Consider the following 15,785-nt stretch of genomic DNA (forward strand, 5'->3'; position numbering starts at 1 on the left):
TTCAACGCCGCGTAACTGCGGTAAAGCAAAGGGATGAGCGACCTTTTTGGCGATACGCCCTCCCCCGAGCCCGCGGCCCGCGACCGCCCCCTTGCCGACCGCCTGCGCCCCGCCGCGCTGGACGAGGTGATTGGGCAGGAACACGTGCTGGGCGCTGACGCGCCGCTGGGCCTGATGCTGGATGCGGGCGCCCTGCCCTCTTTGATCTTCTGGGGGCCGCCGGGAGTGGGCAAGACGACGATCGCGCGGCTGCTGGCGGATGCGTCAGACCGGACTTTCGTGCAGATCAGCGCGATTTTCTCGGGCGTGGCCGAGTTGCGCAAGGTATTCGACGCCGCCAAGACCCGCGCGCGGAACGGTCAGGGCACATTGCTTTTCGTCGATGAAATCCACCGTTTCAACAAGGCGCAGCAGGACGGTTTCCTGCCGCATATGGAGGACGGCACCATCGTGCTGGTCGGCGCCACCACCGAAAACCCCTCGTTCGAGCTGAATTCTGCCCTGCTGTCGCGCGCGCAGGTGCTGGTGCTGCGGCGGCTGGACGCGCGCGCGCTGGCCGAGCTGATCGCGCGGGCCGAGGCCATGCTGGCGCGCGCGCTGCCGCTCAAGGACGACGCGCGGGCGGCGCTGATCGAGATGGCGGATGGCGACGGGCGCGCGCTGCTCAATCTGATTGAGCAGATAGCGGCGATGAAGATCGCGGAACCGATGGATGCCGCGACCCTTGGCGCGCGTCTGCAACGGCGCGCGGCGACCTACGATAAATCCGGCGATGGGCACTATAACCTCATATCAGCGCTGCATAAATCCGTGCGCGGGTCGGACCCGGATGCGGCGATGTACTGGCTTGCCCGGATGCTGAGCGCGGGGGAGGATCCGCGGTTTCTGGCCCGCCGCATAACCCGGATGGCGGTCGAGGATATCGGCCTCGCCGATCCCGGCGCGATGCGGCAATGTCTGGATGCCTGGGCCACCTACGAACGGCTCGGCTCGCCCGAGGGCGAGCTGGCACTGGGTCAGGCGGTGATCTATCTCGCCCTCGCGCCGAAATCCAATGCGGGCTACGTCGCCTATAAGGCGGCGATGCGGCTGGCCAAGAAAACAGGCTCCGCCCCGCCGCCCAAACATATCCTCAACGCGCCCACGGCGCTGATGAAAGACGAGGGATACGGCGACGGTTATGCCTACGATCACGATGCCGAGGACGGGTTTTCGGGGCAGCATTATTTCCCCGACGATATGGAACGCGAGGCGTTCTATGACCCGCCCGAACGCGGGTTCGAGCGGGATATGCGCAAGCGGGTGGACTACTTTGCCAAGCTGCGGGCAAAACGCCAAAGCTGAGCCGCGCCGCACGTGAAAAAGGCCCCACCGCTTGGTGAGGCCTTTCGAAATTCTTGAACGCTGAGAGAGGTTTACTCTTCTGCGGCCTCTTCTGCGGCCAGACGCGCCTTGTCGCCTGCACCCTTCGCATCGCGGTCGCGGTCGACGAATTCGATGATCGCCATGGGCGCCATGTCACCGTAGCGGAAGCCCGCCTTGAGCACGCGCACGTAGCCACCCTGACGGTCCTTGTAGCGGGGCCCGAGGATGTCGAAAAGTTTGGCGACGTACTGGTCTTCCTTCAGGCGCGCGCGGGCCTGACGACGAGCGTGAATGTCGCCGCGTTTTGCCAGCGTGATCATCTTTTCGATGATCGGGCGCAGTTCTTTTGCCTTGGGCAGGGTTGTCTTGATCTGCTCATGTTCGATGAGCGAGCCGGCCATGTTCGCAAAGAGCGCCTTGCGGTGCTCATGTGTGCGGTTGAGGCGGCGGTATCCACGTGCGTGACGCATTTCTGTTCTCCTAGATGTGCCCTCTACGGGCTGTTTTACTTTGTCTGGCTGACGTGCGTAGCGGCAGCTCTCCTTGGGGTCAGCGTCTCCCGCAGGGATTCGCGTAACCCGGTAGTTGTCCGCCCTAGGGCGGGCGAAGAAAGGGTCGGTTGACCCGATTTCCCTGTGTCACATCTTGTGCACAGGGTGTGCACCGCCCGTACACCGGGCGATGCGCATGGCTTAGAAGTTGTCTTCGAACTTCTTGGCCAGATCTTCGATGTTGTCCGGCGGCCAATCCTCGACATCCATGCCAAGGTGCAGACCCATGCCCGACAGCACTTCCTTGATCTCGTTCAAGGATTTGCGGCCGAAGTTCGGCGTGCGCAGCATCTCCGCTTCGGTTTTCTGGATCAGATCCCCGATGTAGACGATGTTGTCGTTCTTGAGGCAGTTGGCGGAACGTACCGACAGCTCCAGCTCGTCGACTTTCTTGAGCAGCAGCGGATTGAACTCCAGACCGTCGTCGTCGTCCTGACGGGACGCGGATTCGGGCTCGTCGAAGTTCACAAAGATGCTCAGCTGGTCCTGCAGGATGCGTGCGGCGAAAGCCACGGCGTCATCCGGCGTGATCGAGCCATCTGTTTCGATCTTCATCGTCAGTTTGTCATAGTCCAGCACCTGCCCCTCGCGGGTCGGCTGTACGTCGTAGCTGACTTTCTTGACCGGCGAGTAGATCGCGTCGATCGGGATGAGGCCGATGGGCGCGTCTTCTGGCTTGTTCTTGTCGGCCGAGACGTACCCTTTGCCGGTGTTGACCATCAGCTCCATGTAGATGTCCGCCCCATCGTCGAGGTGGCAGATCACGTGGTCGCGGTTCAGGATCTCGATGCCCGCGGATTCGGAGATGTCGCCAGCGGTGACAACGCCCGGACCTTTGGCCGAAATCGACAGGCGCTTGGGCCCTTCGACTTCCATGCGGATGCTGACGCCTTTGAGGTTGAGGATGATGTCGGTCACATCCTCGCGCACGCCGGCCACGGAAGAGAATTCGTGCAGCACGTTGTCGATCTGCACCGATGTGATGGCCGCACCCTGAAGCGAGCTCATCAGCACGCGGCGCAGGGCGTTGCCCATGGTCAGACCAAAGCCGCGCTCGAGCGGTTCGGCGACGACGGTGGCCTGACGGGCCGGGTCGTTGCCGGGTTTTACGTCCAGTTGCTGGGGCTTGATCAGCTCTGCCCAATTCTTATGGATCATGCGTCCCTCCATTCCTGTCCCATGCTGCATGTCCTATCGACATGGGACTCCCGAGGTTTCAAAAGGCGTGCGGGGTCCGCGCGTGTGCACGGACCCCAGTAAGGTTGTATCGCTTAGACGCGGCGGCGCTTTGGCGGGCGGCAGCCGTTGTGTGCCATGGGCGTCACATCACGGATCGAGGTGATGTTGAAACCGGCGGCGGCCAGCGCGCGCAGGGCGCTTTCACGGCCCGAACCGGGGCCCTGCACTTCGACTTCAAGCGTTTTCACGCCGTGCTCTTGTGCTTTCTTGCCCGCGTCCTCGGCAGCCATCTGGGCGGCGTAGGGCGTGGATTTCCGCGACCCTTTGAAACCCATTGTACCGGCGGACGACCAGCTGATCGCGTTGCCCTGCACATCGGAGATCAGGATCTTGGTGTTGTTGAAGCTGGAATTGACGTGAGCCACCCCAGCCGCGATGTTCTTGGAGACCTTACGCTTGGTCGAGCGGCGTGTATCGCGTGCCATTGATGCGTCTCCTTATTTCTTCTTACCGGCAATGGCCTTTGCGGGCCTTTGCGGGTGCGAGCGTTGGTGTGTGTGCGCTGACCGCGAACGGGCAGGTTGCGGCGGTGGCGAAGGCCCCGGTAGCAGCCCAGATCCATCAGGCGCTTGATGTTCATCTGCGTGTCACGACGCAGGTCACCTTCGACGGTATAGTTCTCGTCGATATGCTCACGGATTTTCAGGACTTCGGCGTCGCTGAGCTCATTCACGCGGCGGGTGGGGTCGATGCCCACGGCCTCGCAGATATTCTTGGCGGAGGTGTTGCCGATGCCGGTGACATAGGTCAGGGCGATCGGAACGCGTTTGGCGGTGGGGATGTTGACCCCGGCAATACGTGCCATCTGGCTTCTTCCTTTGCGTTGCGGGTCCGTAGTGCCAGACCCTTTTTTCACAACATACAGCCCGAGGCACGGATTGCCTGCGGGCTATCGCTGATCAGGTACTCTTGCGGACGGGTTCCCCCGCCTCGCACGGTCGATTCTCATACGAGATTTCGGGTGAGTATGGGGTTTTGCGCGGGGCGTCAACCCGCCCTCTGCGCGCGGTTTTCCCCGCGGACCCGCGCCCTATATATCGGGGGTGGAAACGGGGATCGCAAGGGGGTGCCATGACCGGATTTACCAAGCAGAGCTTTGCGGTTCTGGGTGCGCTTGCCGAGAATAATAACCGCGACTGGTACGAGGCAAACAAGGCGGAGATCAAGCGTGCGGCACGGGTGCCCTTTGCGGGGATGCTGGAAGTCACGACCGCCCTGCTGGCGGGGAGCCGATACCCGTTGATCGGGGGCGAAAAGACGATGTTTCGCCAGCACCGCGACGTGCGTTTTTCCAAGGACAAGACCCCCTACAAGCCGACGGTGTCGGGGCTGTTGACGCCTGACGGGACCAAGGCCGAGATGGGCGGCGTGGTCTATGCGCAGATCGACCCCGCGGGCGGGATGATGGCGGCCGGGTTCTACCAGCTGGCGACCGCGGAGCTGAACAAGGTGCGGGACCGGATGATCGCGGATGCGGGCACCTTTGGCGATTTGGTCGAGGCACTGCAGGACAAGGGCTATCCGCTGTCGCGCGACAACAGCCTCAAGACGATGCCGCGCGGGATGAAGCAGCACGAGGATCACCCGCTCGCCGATCTGCTGAAGCTCAAGGGCTATACGGTGAGCAAACCGCAGCCGCAGGACGTCTGGATCAGCGGGGACATCGTCGAAGAGTTGGTGCATCTGGCCGAAGCCATGGGCCCGCTGAACGCCTGGATCCGCGCGGCCCTCACGTATGGGGACTGACCTCTCGGTCGGAGCCGAATTTTTTGGAAAAATTCGGACCGGAATTTTCGAAAAATTCCGATACCCGGTGCAGACGTCGGGCGCCGTTCAGCTGTCGAGTGTCTTTGCAATCTGCGCGCTGACGTCCTCGATGTCAGCGAGACCGTCCACACCGCCCAGCATGCCCTTGGCGTAGTAATAGCCGATCAGCGGCGAGGTCTGTTTGTAATAGGCCAGCAGCCGCACCTTAAGGCTTTCGGGATTATCGTCGGCGCGCACCGGTTGGCCCGCCTTGCGGGCCTCTTCCGCGCGGCCCACGATCCGATCGACAAGCACTTCGTCGTTGACCTGCAACTCGATGACGTAGTCGATCTTCTGCCCCGTTTCAGTCATCAGCTCTTCGAGCGCGTCTGCCTGCGCCAGCGTGCGGGGGAAGCCGTCGAAGATGAAGCCGCCGTGCTCGGACTTGTTGGTCAGCTTTTCGCGGATCAGGCCGATCACGATCTCATCGGTGACAAGCGCGCCGCGGGCCATGACGTCGGCGACGATCTGGCCCATTTCGGTGCCGCTGTCTTTCGCTTCGCGCAGCATGTCACCGGTTGAGAGCTGGACCATGCCGCGCCCCTCGACCAGATGCCGTGCCTGTGTGCCTTTGCCCGCGCCGGGCGGTCCAAGAAGAATAATGTTCATCGACGCACCGGGCTCCGTTTCTTGCGTGGCTTACCTTTGCCGCCACCCTTACCGCGCAGCTGTGATTTCTCAAGCAGACCTTCGTATTGGTGGGCAAGCAGATGGGATTGCACCTGCTGGATCGTATCCATCGTGACCGAGACGACAATCAGCACGGATGTCCCGCCGAAGTAGAACGGAATGGCGAACTGGCCGCGCAGGATTTCCGGCAGGATACAGACCGCCGCGAGATAGGCAGACCCCAGCACCAGCACGCGGTTGACCACGTATTCCAGGTATTCCGCCGTGCGTTTACCGGGGCGGATACCGGGGACAAAGCCGTTCTGGTTCTTGAGATTGTCGGCCACGTCATCGGGTTTGAACGCCACGTTGAACGTGTAGAAATACGCAAAGAACACGATCATCACGACGAAGAACAGCAGATAGAGCGGCTGACCGGGGCCGAAGTTGGCCAGAAGCCAGCTCATCACCGGGTTCGTGGAGTTGCCCGAGAAGGTGCTGATCGTCACCGGCAGCAGCAGCAGCGAGGAGGCAAAGATCGCGGGGATCACGCCCGATGGGTTGACCTTGACCGGCAGGTGCGAGGAGCCGCCGTCGTAGACCTTCATGCCGACCTGACGGCGCGGGTATTGAATGTGGATCTTGCGCAGCGCGCGCTCCATGAACACCACGAACATGATGGTGGCAACCACCATAACCAGCACGCCGACGATGACGGCGGGGCTGATAGCACCCGACCGACCGGAGGCGAAGAACTGCGCGATGGCGGCGGGAACCTCGGCGATGATGCCCACAAAGATGATGAGCGAGATGCCGTTGCCGATGCCGCGCGCGGTGATCTGTTCGCCCAGCCACATCAGGAACATCGTGCCGCCCACCAGCGTGATCATGCACGACAGGCGGAAGAACATGCCCGGATCGGCGGCGATATCGCCCGCCTCAAGCGAAACGGCGAGGCCGTAGGACTGCACCGTGGCCAGCGCAACCGTGCCCCAGCGGGTGTATTGGTTGATCTTCTTGCGCCCCTGCTCGCCCTCTTTCTTGAGCTGCTCGAGGCTGGGCACCATCGAGGTCAGAAGCTGCACGATGATCGAGGCCGAGATATACGGCATGATTCCCAGCGCAAAGATCCCCATGCGCCCCAGCGCACCGCCGGTGAACATCGACACCATGCCGCCGATGCCCTGGCCCGCTTGCTCCATGAAGTCACGCAGCGCGCCGCCGTCGATGCCCGGCACGGGGATGAATGTCCCCAGACGGTAGACGATCAGCAGGCCCAGCGTGAACAGGATGCGGTGGCGCAGGTCGGTCGCCTTGCCAAAGGCGGACCAGCTTGAATTGGCGGCCATATTCTCGACGGCTGAAACCATGAGAGGTGTCCTTATGACTAAAACGCCGCCCGCACCGTTTTCCGGCGGGGCGGCGTTTGGGAAAACTTACCTCGACTATCTAAGCGGGTCGCGCCCGGCTCACAAGTCCGAAGGGCTTATTCGGCGGATGCTTCCGCCTTTGGCGCCGCAACGGTGAGGCTGCCGCCGGCTTTCTCGACCGCTTCGATCGCGGATTTGGAGGCGCCTGTGACGGTGATGTTCATCTTGGCCGTCACATCGCCCTTCGCGAGAACGCGGATGCCGTCACGCTTGCGACGCACCAGACCGGAGGCGATCAGCGCATCCTCGTCGATGGCGGCTTTTGCGTCGATCTTGCCGTCGTCGATGAATTTTTGGATCAGGCCAAGGTTGATAACGGCGAATTCGCGGCGGTTGGGCTTGTTGAAGCCACGCTTGGGCAGACGCTGGTAGAGCGGCATCTGGCCGCCTTCGTAGCCTTTGATGGCCACACCGGAGCGGGATTTCTGACCCTTGATACCACGGCCACCCATCTTACCCTTGCCGGAGCCGGGACCACGCGCGACGCGCGTGCGTTTCTTGGCGGCACCTGGGTTGTCGGAAAGTTCATTCAGTTTCATGTCGCTTCTCCTCTTGCCGGAGCTGCCCCCCAGCGACGGGAGCGGGCACACACGGCGTTACGATTCTCATGAGCGTTTTGCGCTCACTGCGCGCGTATAGGGGGTGACGCGGGCTGAGGCAAGAGGCCCTCAGAACCCAAGTACCTTTACGAGGCGAAGTTTGCGCGCGGCCCCCAGAACGGCGAAGGGCGCCGCAAGGCCGATCGCGGTCGTGGCGAGAAGGAGGACCGGCAGCGCGTCGATCCCCAGCTTGACCAGCGCGATGCGCAGCGCGGCGGAAAAGATCGTATGGGTGAGGTAGATCACCATCGTCGCAGCACCGAGAGACCGCAGGAGTTTCAACACCCGCGCATCGCCGTCCCGATCCACGCCAAGCCAGACGATCCAGAAGAAAATCAAAAGCGCCGCCGATGTGGGGATCGAGGCCCGGTCCACCCCGCTTTGCACGACGGCAAGGAGCTGAAAGCCAAATGCCGCCGCTGCGAGGATCATCAAGAGCGCCGAGGGGCGGTTGATGCGGCCGGTTCCCAGCCCGATGCCCAACAGGAAGAACGGCAGATGCGCGATCATCGGCCCCCAGATCAGCGAGGGCGTACCGATAAATGCCTGCCCGACTGTCAGTGCGATGGCGAGGCCAAGGGCGCAGTATTCCGCAACCCCGCGCGACGGGGCCCGCGGCCAGGCGGCATAAAGGAGGATCACCAGACTTTGACACAGAAACAGCGCCCACAGGAACCACAGATGCTCATAGGGCGGCAATGGAATCAGCGGCACGTCCGCAAGGTCGACCGGCGCATTTACCGCAGCACCACCGACCAGCTTCATCCCGAAAAACAGCCACGTCCACAGGGCCATCGGCCACAGCAGGCGGCTGACGCGGCTTTTCAGCAGCGTGTCCGCGCGGTATTTTTCCAGCGTGTCGAGGAACAGCAGACCGGACAGGAAGAAAAACAGCGGCATGTGAAACGCATAGATCGCCGTATCCACCGCCGCGAACAGACCGGTCTCGGGGATCAGCCCGGCCCCGAAGGCCCCGCGCCAGGCATGGCCGAACACAACCAGAATGATCCCGATCCCTTTGGCACTGTCGAGCGCGTGCAGACGGGCGTTGGCATCGGTCATCAAAGGCGTCTTTGCACTGGATACAAAAGGGGTGGAAAGATCGGTCATCTGTCCGCATTAGCAGCAGAATTAGCTGAAAATTGGGCAACGCGGCAATGAGATTTCCGCAGCGCGCTTCCCCGCTAAAACGCAAAACGCCCCGCGGCTGGGCGCAGGGCGTCTGACAGGCGCGGAATTTTCGAAAATTCCGGCCGATTTTTTCGAAAAAATCGAAACCCTTGGCGGGTGTCAGCCTTTTTCTTCGATGATTTCCACCATGTGGCTGACCTTGTTGATCATGCCACGCACGGCTGGGGTGTCTTCCAGCTCGCGCACGCGGTGCATCTTGTTGAGGCCCAGACCGACCAGCGTTGCACGCTGTTTGGCGGGGCGGCGGATGGGCGAGCCCACCTGCTTGATCACGAGTGTCTTGGCCATGCTTATGCCTCCTCAGCCACTTGCGAGGACGATTCAGCGGCGTCATCGCGTTTTGGCAGAATGTCGGCCACCTTCTTGCCGCGACGCTGGGCGACGGAGCGGGGCGACTGTTCCTTGCGCAGACCGTCGAGGGTCGCGCGGATCATGTTGTAGGGGTTCTGGGAGCCGATCGATTTGGCCACGACGTCCTTGACGCCGAGCATTTCGAACACGGCACGCATTGGACCACCGGCGATGATCCCGGTCCCTTCCGGCGCGGTGCGCATCACGACCTTGCCGGCACCGTGGCGCCCGGCCATGTCGTGGTGCAGCGTGCGGCCTTCGCGCAGCTGCACGCGGATCATCTGACGTTTGGCCTGCTCGGTCGCCTTGCGGATCGCCTCGGGCACCTCTTTGGCCTTGCCTTTGCCGAAACCGACGCGGCCCTTCTGGTCACCGACCACCACGAGGGCGGCGAAACCAAAGCGCTTACCACCCTTGACGGTCTTTGATACGCGGTTGATCGCGACCAGACGGTCCGCGAATTCTGGAGCTTCGTCGCGCTGATTGCGGCGACCGCCCCGGTTGTCATCTCTGGCCATCTTGGCCTCCTGTTCATGGTGGGCTGGCGCCCGGTTCATGTCGGTCCCGGTGGGCGGATGCCCCCTGACCATCGAGGGGGCCGCGAACGGCCCCCTGCGGGTTTAGATTTTCAGACCACCTTCGCGGGCGGCATCAGCAAGCGCCTTAACCTTCCCGTGAAAGAGGAAGCCACCACGGTCGAAATACGCGGTCTCGACCCCGGCCTTCTTGGCACGCTCGGCAATCGCGGCGCCCACTTTCGTAGCCGCTTCGATGTTGTTCTTGCCGACGACGCCCAGATCCTTTTCGAGGGTCGAGGCGGCCGCGACGGTCTTGCCGTTCACGTCGTCGATCAGCTGAACGCTGATGTTCTTGTTGGAGCGGTGCACCGACAGGCGCATGCGGCCCGCGTTGGTGCGGCGCAGTTTGTTCCGAACGCGCAGGCGGCGTTTGATGAACAGCTGACGTTTTGTGTTTGCCATTACTTCTTCTTCCCTTCTTTGCGGAAGATGAACTCACCCTTGTAGCGGATGCCCTTGCCCTTGTAGGGCTCGGGCTTGCGCCAGGCGCGGATGTTCGCGGCAACCTGACCAACGAGCTGTTCGTCGGTGCCTTCCACAATGATTTCGGTCTGCTTGGGCGCCGTCACGGTCACGCCCTCGGGCGCGGTGTAATCGACGTCGTGCGACAGGCCGAGGTTCAGTTTCAGCGTGTTGCCCTGCATCTGGGCACGGTAACCAACACCCTGGATCTCAAGCTCTTTCTTGAAGCCGGTGGTAACACCGGTGACAAGGTTGGCGACCATCGTGCGGGACATGCCCCACTGCTGGCGCGCGCGCTTGGATTTGCCACGGGGCACGACCGAGACGGAACCGTCTTCGACTTTCAGATCCACGTCGTCGGTGGCGTGAAAGCTGCGCGTGCCCTTGGGGCCTTTGACTTCGATCGTCTGACCGGAAACGGACGCCGTGACGCCGTCGGGCAGATCGACCGGTTTTTTACCAATACGAGACATCAGCCCCTCCTTAGAATACGGTGCAGAGCACTTCGCCGCCGACGTTGTGGCTGCGCGCGCTTGCGTCCGACATCACACCTTTTGAGGTGGAGACAATCGACACCCCGAGGCCCTGACGGACCTGTGGGACATCCTGTGCGCCCATGTAGACGCGGCGACCTGGTTTCGACACGCGCTTGAGCTCGCGAATGACGGGCTCGCCTTCGTAGTACTTCAGGCTGATCTCGATAGCGGGGTGGCCGTCGGCACCGGTGGTTTTCTCAAACCCACGGATATACCCTTCGTCCGCCAGCACTTCGAGCACACGCTCGCGCAGCTTGGAGGCGGGGGTGATGACAGTCGACTTGCCGCGCAACTGGCTGTTGCGCATACGGGTCAGCATATCTGCGATAGGATCGTTCATCTGATGCGCTCCCTTACCAGCTCGACTTCACCAGGCCGGGGATCTGGCCCATGGAGCCGAGATCCCGCAGCGCGATGCGCGAGATTTTGAGTTTACGGTAGTAGGCGTGCGGACGACCCGTCAGCTGGCACCGGTTGTGCAGGCGCACAGCCGAAGAGTTGCGGGGCAGCTTTGCCAGCTTCAGGGAGGCGCGGAAACGCTCTTCCATCGGCTTGCTTTCGTCGTTGATGATCTCTTTCAACGCGGCACGCTTTTCGGCGTATTTCTTGACCAGTGCTTCACGCTTCTTTTCGCGTGCGATCATGGATTTCTTAGCCATATCTCTATCCTTCCCGATCAGCTGTTGAAGGGCATGTTGAAAGCTTTCAACAGCGCCTTGGCTTCAGCGTCGGTTTTCGCCGTGGTGGCGATCACGATGTCCATGCCCCAGGTTTCGTCGACTTTATCAAAGTCGATTTCGGGGAACACGATGTGCTCTTTCATGCCCATGGCATAGTTGCCACGGCCGTCGAAAGATTTGCCCGGAATGCCGCGGAAGTCGCGGATACGGGGCATTGCGATCGTGATCAGACGGTCGAGGAATTCGTACATACGCGCACCGCGCAGGGTCACTTTCGCGCCCAGCGGCATGTCTTCGCGTACACGGAAACCGGCGATGGATTTCTTGGCCTTGGTGGTCAGCGCCTTCTGGCCCGCAATCGCGGTCAGGTCTTCCTGAGCGGATTTGGCTTTCTTGCTGTCACGCACGGCTTCGGCACCGCAGCCGATGTTCAGAACGATCTTGTCCAGACGCGGGATCTGCATGTCGTTCTTATAGCCGAACTCTTCTTTCAGAGCGGCGCGGATGCGGTCGTTGTAATCGGCACGCAGGCGGGGGATGTAGGTTGCATCGTCGAGCATCAGATCACGTCCCCTGTTGTCTTGGCAAAGCGCACTTTCTTGTCGCCGTCCATCTTGAAACCAACGCGCGAAGGCTTGCCGTTGGCATCCTTGATCGCGAGATTGCTCAGATCGATCGGCATCGCCTTGGGCAGACGGCCGCCCTGCGATGTCTGGGTCTGGCGGGTGGCGCGGATGGCGATGTTGATGCCATCGACCACGGCCTTGTTCGACTTGGGATCAACCGAGGAAATCGTGCCCTCTTTGCCCTTGTCCTTACCGGCAAGCACGATGACCGTGTCACCTTTCTTCAGCTTGGCAGCCATGATTACAGCACCTCCGGAGCGAGCGAGATGATTTTCATGAAGTTCTTGCCGCGCAGTTCGCGCACGACGGGCCCAAAGATACGGGTGCCGACGGGCTCGTTGTTATTGTTGAGAATAACGGCTGCGTTGCGGTCAAAGCGGATGGCGGTGCCATCGTCGCGGCGAACTTCCTTGGCGGTGCGAACGACGACGGCCTTGCGGACGTCACCTTTTTTCACACGACCGCGGGGGATGGCTTCCTTGACCGAGACGACAATGATGTCGCCGACGGATGCGTATTTACGCTTGGAACCACCCAGGACCTTGATGCACTGAACACGGCGCGCGCCGCTGTTGTCAGCAACATCCAGGTTGGTCTGCATCTGGATCATTTGGTTTCTCCCGACCTTTGGGGGGCGATGCGTGCCTGATCCCCAGGGTTTCGATTAACGGATCGTTTACGCTTCGGCTTTCGCGCCTGCGTAGACTTCCCAACGTTTCGTCTTGGACTTTGGCGCGCATTCGATGATGCGGACCGTGTCACCTACCTTGTAGGTGTTGTTCTCATCGTGGGCCCGGTACTTCTTGGACTTACGGATGGTCTTTTTCAGAACGGGGTGCGTGAAGCGGCGTTCGACCGAAACAGTCACCGTCTGGGCGTTGGCGTCCGATGTCACGGTTCCTTGAAGGATACGCTTGGGCATGGATCAGGCCTCCGCATTGGCGGCGCCGGCCGCTTTTTCGTTCAGAATGGTTTTGACGCGGGCAACGTCGCGTTTGACCGCACGCAGGCGCGCGGGGTTTTCCAGCTGGCCGGTGGCTTGCTGGAAACGCAGGTTGAACGCTTCTTTCTTGAGGGTGACGAGCTGATCGCGCAGCTGGTCTGGCGTCTTGTCACGCAGTTCATTGGCACTCATGCCGATATTCCTTTTTCAACATCACCGGGGGGCCGCTTGCGCGTGACCCCGATTCCCGGTGGAGTGGGTGAAGTGCGCCGTATAGGAGGGATCCCGCACTGGCGCAACCCCTCTTTCCCGCACCGGCGATTGCGCCTATGGCTGGGGGGCATCCCGGCTAGCAGAAAGGCCCGTCATGGCAACGCTGAAATCCCTTTTCGTCACCCGTCTCTACCACGCCGCGTTGGGCGATACGGTTGACCAATCCGAGCTTGAGGCGTCGTGCTATGCCATCGCAGAGGATGACGAGGCCGGGCAGGCATGGTGCGAGGAAAACGGCTATCCGGGCTATACTTCCTACGCGTCGCTGACCGATCTGGGCTGGCGGTTTCCGATCTTTGCCGATGTGATCCGCGCGCTGGATGCCCATGTCGCTGCCTTTGCCGAAGAACTGGCCCTGGATCTGGACGGGCGGGAGCTGAAGCTGGAGGACATCTGGATCAACATCCTGCCCGAGGGCGGCAGCCATTCGGGCCACATCCACCCCCATTCCGTCATCTCCGGCACCACCTATGTGGCCATGCCAGACGGCGCGAGTGCGATCAAATTCGAGGATCCGCGCCTGCCGATGATGATGGCCGCCCCCGCCCGCCGCAAGGACGCGGACGAGACGCTGCGCCCCTTTGTCTACGCCGCCCCCGCCGTCGGCGACGTGCTGCTGTGGGAGAGTTTCCTGCGCCACGAGGTGCCGATGAACCAGTCAGAGGACGACCGGATCTCGGTCTCATTCAACTATAGCTGGGGCTAGAACAGGATCGTGCAGCCCAGCGTGACGCGCAGCGCGCCGATCAGCTCATCGAGGGTTTCGGCGCGCACGTATTTCCCGCCGGTCGTGTCGGCCAGGCAGCGGGCGGGGGCGTCTGCCTCGCGGTACTCCGCCGCGCCCTGGCTTTGCCACGAGAAGTAATCGCCCCGCACCTTGAAGCCGATCACATGCACGGTGGTGTCGATGCCTGTCGCCTCCAGCTCAGCGGCGAGCTGGCAGGGCGTGCCGCCGCAGGTTTCCTTCCCGTCGGTGACCAGCACAATGGTCGCCGGGCGCGTCTCGTGCGCGAGCGCCTGTGCCGCGAGCGCGACGGCGGCCGTCAGCGCGGTGCTGCCCTCGGGCGTCAGCGCATCGGTGGTGGCGATGATCGCGCCCGCCGCATCCGCGCGGGGCGGAAAATGCAGGGTGATCCCGGTGCACAGATCGTCGCCGCCGGGCCCGTAGGTCACCAACCCCAGCTTGCGGCTCTGCGCGATCTGCGGAAGGGCTGTGCGCAGGGCCTCGCGCGCCTCGAAGATCCGCGGCTCATCCAGATCGTTGAACCCCATCTCCGACATCGACCCCGATCCGTCAAACACGATCATCGCGTCATCGGTGCAGGTCTGGCTGGCAAGGCCGGGCGTGGCGAGGGTGGCCGCGAGGACAAGGGGTGTGAGGCGCATCCCGCTAGCCTGCCACGCGCCCCCTGCCCTGTCGAGCGCGACCATGGGCTTGGCTGGTCAATTTGCCGCGCGCCCGTTAGCCTGCGCGAAACGGAGGGCGCGATGGCACATTACCTGGAACTTGAGCTGGTGGAGGGCGATCGGGTGACGCCCGTTTCCTTTGTACCGCAGCGCTTTATCGTGGCGGGTTGGACGGGGCGCGACCGCGCCGCGATGGAGCACCACATGGACGAGCTGGAGGCGCTGGGGATCAAGCGGCCCGACAGCACGCCGGTGTTCTACCGCAATTCGGTCACGCGGCTGGTGCAGGTGGATACGCTGCAAACCCCCGGCCCCGGATCGTCGGGGGAGGTGGAATACGTGCTGTTCAACATCGAGGGCGAGATCTGGGTCGGCGTCGGATCGGACCACACCGACCGCGATGTGGAAGCCTACAACATCACCGTGTCAAAGCAGATGTGCGACAAGCCGGTTGGCCGCCAGCTGTGGCGCTACGCGGATTTGCGCGCCGTCTGGGACGATCTGCGGGTGGAAAGCCACGCGGTGATCGACGGGGCGGAGGTGCTGTATCAACAAGGCACGCTGGCCAAGATGCTGTCGGCGGAAGATCTGATGGCCGCGTTGGAGGCGCAGACCGGCACGCCCTTCGGCCCCGGCGACGTGATGATGGGCGGCACCCTGCCCGCCATCGGCGGCGTGCGCCCCGGATCGCGGTTTGCGTTCTCGCTGGAGGATCCGCGCAGCGGTGCCCGGCTCGACGCCGCCTACACCATCGAGGTTCTCGACAACGTCGGCTAGCGCTTGGGCTTTTGCGCGGCGCGGGCGTCTTCCTGCGCTTTGACGGCGGCTTTCTCCTCGCGGGTCAGCTTGTTGCCCCACTGGTTGTTGCTCAGCCCCAGATCCTGCGGCATCGGCTTTGTTTTGCCCTTTTTCACAGCGCCGCCCTTGTCGAGAAACGCTTGAATGAGGTCTGCGTCGGTATTGGGCTTGGGGACGTGTTTCATCGCAGCTCCTTTCGCGGAATGCTGAGGAGGACGGTAGGGGCTGCACGGCGGCTTGGCCAGCGTTTCGGCGTTTCGCGTGGCTAGAAAGCACCGCGCCCGCCCCGTGGGGGCGGTTCGGGCGCTGCCTTTGGCGGGGCCAAAGGCATTTGGGGAGTT

24 protein-coding genes and 1 pseudogene are annotated in these 15,785 nt (G+C 62.4%); 4 read left to right on the top strand and 21 right to left on the bottom strand.

All coding sequences use genetic code 11. The annotated features are described in order from the left end of the window. The first annotated feature begins 33 nt into the window (after positions 1-33). On the top strand, positions 34-1,344 hold the full coding sequence (locus tag KDD17_RS11960) for a replication-associated recombination protein A (RefSeq protein ID WP_212703871.1): 1,311 nt from the start codon (positions 34-36) through the stop codon (positions 1,342-1,344). A gap of 71 nt (positions 1,345-1,415) precedes the next feature. Here KDD17_RS11960 and rplQ read toward each other — a convergent pair whose 3' ends face one another. The 4 genes and pseudogenes from rplQ to rpsM form a co-directional block, all read right to left on the bottom strand. Continuing rightward, positions 1,416-1,835, bottom strand: coding sequence for a 50S ribosomal protein L17 (rplQ, locus tag KDD17_RS11965; RefSeq protein WP_212703872.1), 420 nt, complete (start codon positions 1,833-1,835; stop codon positions 1,416-1,418). A gap of 222 nt (positions 1,836-2,057) precedes the next feature. After that, on the bottom strand, positions 2,058-3,074 hold the full coding sequence (locus KDD17_RS11970) for a DNA-directed RNA polymerase subunit alpha (protein WP_212703873.1): 1,017 nt from the start codon (positions 3,072-3,074) through the stop codon (positions 2,058-2,060). A gap of 113 nt (positions 3,075-3,187) precedes the next feature. After that, on the bottom strand, positions 3,188-3,580 hold the full coding sequence (rpsK, locus tag KDD17_RS11975; RefSeq protein ID WP_212703874.1) for a 30S ribosomal protein S11: 393 nt from the start codon (positions 3,578-3,580) through the stop codon (positions 3,188-3,190). 12 nt (positions 3,581-3,592) lie between these two features. Further along, a pseudogene (rpsM, locus tag KDD17_RS11980) lies at positions 3,593-3,960 on the bottom strand (30S ribosomal protein S13). A gap of 266 nt (positions 3,961-4,226) precedes the next feature. Here rpsM and KDD17_RS11985 point away from each other — a divergent pair. Next, positions 4,227-4,901, top strand: coding sequence for a DUF2461 domain-containing protein (locus KDD17_RS11985; protein ID WP_212703876.1), 675 nt, complete (start codon positions 4,227-4,229; stop codon positions 4,899-4,901). Positions 4,902-4,988: 87 nt separating this feature from the next. Here the strand turns inward: KDD17_RS11985 and KDD17_RS11990 are convergent, their stop codons facing one another. The 15 genes from KDD17_RS11990 to rpmC all read right to left on the bottom strand — a co-directional run bounded on the left by KDD17_RS11990 (position 4,989) and on the right by rpmC (position 13,158). Continuing rightward, positions 4,989-5,570 (bottom strand): adenylate kinase, encoded by a 582-nt coding sequence (locus KDD17_RS11990; RefSeq protein WP_212703877.1) that lies wholly within the window; start codon positions 5,568-5,570, stop codon positions 4,989-4,991. Then, entirely contained in the window at positions 5,567-6,940 is a 1,374-nt protein-coding gene (gene secY, locus KDD17_RS11995; protein ID WP_212703878.1) for a preprotein translocase subunit SecY, read from the bottom strand. The genes KDD17_RS11990 and secY overlap by 4 nt, the downstream gene beginning before the upstream one ends. A gap of 116 nt (positions 6,941-7,056) precedes the next feature. After that, on the bottom strand, positions 7,057-7,539 hold the full coding sequence (rplO, locus tag KDD17_RS12000; protein WP_212703879.1) for a 50S ribosomal protein L15: 483 nt from the start codon (positions 7,537-7,539) through the stop codon (positions 7,057-7,059). 129 nt (positions 7,540-7,668) lie between these two features. After that, positions 7,669-8,661, bottom strand: a complete 993-nt coding sequence (locus KDD17_RS12005) for an acyltransferase family protein (protein ID WP_212703880.1) — start codon at positions 8,659-8,661, stop codon at positions 7,669-7,671. Between the two features lie 228 nt (positions 8,662-8,889). Next, positions 8,890-9,078: a 50S ribosomal protein L30 gene (gene rpmD / locus KDD17_RS12010; protein WP_212703881.1), complete on the bottom strand. Its 189-nt coding sequence runs from the start codon at positions 9,076-9,078 to the stop codon at positions 8,890-8,892. A 2-nt stretch (positions 9,079-9,080) separates the two neighbouring features. Further along, the gene (gene rpsE / locus KDD17_RS12015) at positions 9,081-9,659 is read right to left on the bottom strand and encodes a 30S ribosomal protein S5 (RefSeq protein ID WP_212703882.1); all 579 of its coding nucleotides are present in this window, start codon (positions 9,657-9,659) and stop codon (positions 9,081-9,083) included. Between the two features lie 102 nt (positions 9,660-9,761). Next, entirely contained in the window at positions 9,762-10,121 is a 360-nt protein-coding gene (rplR, locus tag KDD17_RS12020) for a 50S ribosomal protein L18 (protein ID WP_212703883.1), read from the bottom strand. Further along, entirely contained in the window at positions 10,121-10,654 is a 534-nt protein-coding gene (rplF, locus tag KDD17_RS12025; protein WP_212703884.1) for a 50S ribosomal protein L6, read from the bottom strand. The genes rplR and rplF overlap by 1 nt, the downstream gene beginning before the upstream one ends. Positions 10,655-10,664: 10 nt before the next feature. Next, a complete protein-coding gene (rpsH, locus tag KDD17_RS12030) occupies positions 10,665-11,057 on the bottom strand; it encodes a 30S ribosomal protein S8 (RefSeq protein WP_212703885.1) in 393 nt (130 codons plus the stop codon). Positions 11,058-11,070: 13 nt separating this feature from the next. After that, positions 11,071-11,376, bottom strand: a complete 306-nt coding sequence (rpsN, locus tag KDD17_RS12035; RefSeq protein ID WP_212703886.1) for a 30S ribosomal protein S14 — start codon at positions 11,374-11,376, stop codon at positions 11,071-11,073. Positions 11,377-11,393: 17 nt separating this feature from the next. Then, positions 11,394-11,957 (bottom strand): 50S ribosomal protein L5, encoded by a 564-nt coding sequence (gene rplE / locus KDD17_RS12040; RefSeq protein WP_212703887.1) that lies wholly within the window; start codon positions 11,955-11,957, stop codon positions 11,394-11,396. Further along, entirely contained in the window at positions 11,957-12,262 is a 306-nt protein-coding gene (gene rplX, locus KDD17_RS12045; protein ID WP_212703888.1) for a 50S ribosomal protein L24, read from the bottom strand. Before rplX ends, rplE begins: the two co-directional genes overlap by 1 nt. A gap of 2 nt (positions 12,263-12,264) precedes the next feature. Next, the gene (gene rplN / locus KDD17_RS12050; protein ID WP_025045929.1) at positions 12,265-12,633 is read right to left on the bottom strand and encodes a 50S ribosomal protein L14; all 369 of its coding nucleotides are present in this window, start codon (positions 12,631-12,633) and stop codon (positions 12,265-12,267) included. 66 nt (positions 12,634-12,699) lie between these two features. Further along, a complete protein-coding gene (gene rpsQ / locus KDD17_RS12055; protein WP_212703889.1) occupies positions 12,700-12,945 on the bottom strand; it encodes a 30S ribosomal protein S17 in 246 nt (81 codons plus the stop codon). Positions 12,946-12,948: 3 nt separating this feature from the next. Further along, entirely contained in the window at positions 12,949-13,158 is a 210-nt protein-coding gene (gene rpmC, locus KDD17_RS12060; RefSeq protein WP_212703890.1) for a 50S ribosomal protein L29, read from the bottom strand. Between the two features lie 175 nt (positions 13,159-13,333). On the opposite strand from rpmC, the gene KDD17_RS12065 reads away from it, so the two are divergent. Continuing rightward, positions 13,334-13,945, top strand: coding sequence for a TIGR02466 family protein (locus KDD17_RS12065; RefSeq protein ID WP_212703891.1), 612 nt, complete (start codon positions 13,334-13,336; stop codon positions 13,943-13,945). Here the strand turns inward: KDD17_RS12065 and KDD17_RS12070 are convergent. Next, positions 13,942-14,625, bottom strand: coding sequence for a vWA domain-containing protein (locus tag KDD17_RS12070; RefSeq protein WP_254796788.1), 684 nt, complete (start codon positions 14,623-14,625; stop codon positions 13,942-13,944). The two genes, KDD17_RS12065 and KDD17_RS12070, sit on opposite strands and share 4 nt — an antisense overlap. 102 nt (positions 14,626-14,727) lie before the next feature. Between KDD17_RS12070 and KDD17_RS12075 the strand changes: the two genes are divergently transcribed. After that, a complete protein-coding gene (locus tag KDD17_RS12075) occupies positions 14,728-15,423 on the top strand; it encodes a DUF2848 domain-containing protein (protein ID WP_212703892.1) in 696 nt (231 codons plus the stop codon). Here KDD17_RS12075 and KDD17_RS12080 read toward each other — a convergent pair. Further along, positions 15,420-15,629, bottom strand: a complete 210-nt coding sequence (locus KDD17_RS12080) for a hypothetical protein (RefSeq protein ID WP_212703893.1) — start codon at positions 15,627-15,629, stop codon at positions 15,420-15,422. The genes KDD17_RS12075 and KDD17_RS12080 overlap by 4 nt on opposite strands. Positions 15,630-15,785: the final 156 nt, after the last annotated feature.

Origin of the sequence: Sulfitobacter albidus (assembly GCF_018200035.1) — a bacterium.
Lineage (GTDB): Bacteria > Pseudomonadota > Alphaproteobacteria > Rhodobacterales > Rhodobacteraceae > Sulfitobacter > Sulfitobacter albidus.

What these genes read in the sequence shown, in the direction of transcription:
- KDD17_RS12070 (WP_254796788.1), bottom strand. Translation starts at nt 14,625, where the DNA reads ATGCGCCTCACACCCCTTGTCCTCGCGGCCACCCTCGCCACGCCCGGC.
- rpsH (WP_212703885.1), bottom strand. Translation starts at nt 11,057, where the DNA reads ATGAACGATCCTATCGCAGATATGCTGACCCGTATGCGCAACAGCCAG.
- KDD17_RS12080 (WP_212703893.1), bottom strand. Translation starts at nt 15,629, where the DNA reads ATGAAACACGTCCCCAAGCCCAATACCGACGCAGACCTCATTCAAGCG.
- rpsE (WP_212703882.1), bottom strand. Translation starts at nt 9,659, where the DNA reads ATGGCCAGAGATGACAACCGGGGCGGTCGCCGCAATCAGCGCGACGAA.
- KDD17_RS11985 (WP_212703876.1), top strand. Translation starts at nt 4,227, where the DNA reads ATGACCGGATTTACCAAGCAGAGCTTTGCGGTTCTGGGTGCGCTTGCC.
- rplO (WP_212703879.1), bottom strand. Translation starts at nt 7,539, where the DNA reads ATGAAACTGAATGAACTTTCCGACAACCCAGGTGCCGCCAAGAAACGC.
- rpsQ (WP_212703889.1), bottom strand. Translation starts at nt 12,945, where the DNA reads ATGCCCAAGCGTATCCTTCAAGGAACCGTGACATCGGACGCCAACGCC.
- secY (WP_212703878.1), bottom strand. Translation starts at nt 6,940, where the DNA reads ATGGTTTCAGCCGTCGAGAATATGGCCGCCAATTCAAGCTGGTCCGCC.
- KDD17_RS12075 (WP_212703892.1), top strand. Translation starts at nt 14,728, where the DNA reads ATGGCACATTACCTGGAACTTGAGCTGGTGGAGGGCGATCGGGTGACG.
- rpmC (WP_212703890.1), bottom strand. Translation starts at nt 13,158, where the DNA reads ATGAGTGCCAATGAACTGCGTGACAAGACGCCAGACCAGCTGCGCGAT.
- rplN (WP_025045929.1), bottom strand. Translation starts at nt 12,633, where the DNA reads ATGATCCAGATGCAGACCAACCTGGATGTTGCTGACAACAGCGGCGCG.
- rplQ (WP_212703872.1), bottom strand. Translation starts at nt 1,835, where the DNA reads ATGCGTCACGCACGTGGATACCGCCGCCTCAACCGCACACATGAGCAC.
- rplX (WP_212703888.1), bottom strand. Translation starts at nt 12,262, where the DNA reads ATGGCTGCCAAGCTGAAGAAAGGTGACACGGTCATCGTGCTTGCCGGT.
- rplE (WP_212703887.1), bottom strand. Translation starts at nt 11,957, where the DNA reads ATGCTCGACGATGCAACCTACATCCCCCGCCTGCGTGCCGATTACAAC.
- rplF (WP_212703884.1), bottom strand. Translation starts at nt 10,654, where the DNA reads ATGTCTCGTATTGGTAAAAAACCGGTCGATCTGCCCGACGGCGTCACG.
- KDD17_RS11990 (WP_212703877.1), bottom strand. Translation starts at nt 5,570, where the DNA reads ATGAACATTATTCTTCTTGGACCGCCCGGCGCGGGCAAAGGCACACAG.
- rpmD (WP_212703881.1), bottom strand. Translation starts at nt 9,078, where the DNA reads ATGGCCAAGACACTCGTGATCAAGCAGGTGGGCTCGCCCATCCGCCGC.
- KDD17_RS12065 (WP_212703891.1), top strand. Translation starts at nt 13,334, where the DNA reads ATGGCAACGCTGAAATCCCTTTTCGTCACCCGTCTCTACCACGCCGCG.
- KDD17_RS11960 (WP_212703871.1), top strand. Translation starts at nt 34, where the DNA reads ATGAGCGACCTTTTTGGCGATACGCCCTCCCCCGAGCCCGCGGCCCGC.
- KDD17_RS12005 (WP_212703880.1), bottom strand. Translation starts at nt 8,661, where the DNA reads ATGACCGATGCCAACGCCCGTCTGCACGCGCTCGACAGTGCCAAAGGG.
- rpsN (WP_212703886.1), bottom strand. Translation starts at nt 11,376, where the DNA reads ATGGCTAAGAAATCCATGATCGCACGCGAAAAGAAGCGTGAAGCACTG.
- rplR (WP_212703883.1), bottom strand. Translation starts at nt 10,121, where the DNA reads ATGGCAAACACAAAACGTCAGCTGTTCATCAAACGCCGCCTGCGCGTT.
- rpsK (WP_212703874.1), bottom strand. Translation starts at nt 3,580, where the DNA reads ATGGCACGCGATACACGCCGCTCGACCAAGCGTAAGGTCTCCAAGAAC.
- KDD17_RS11970 (WP_212703873.1), bottom strand. Translation starts at nt 3,074, where the DNA reads ATGATCCATAAGAATTGGGCAGAGCTGATCAAGCCCCAGCAACTGGAC.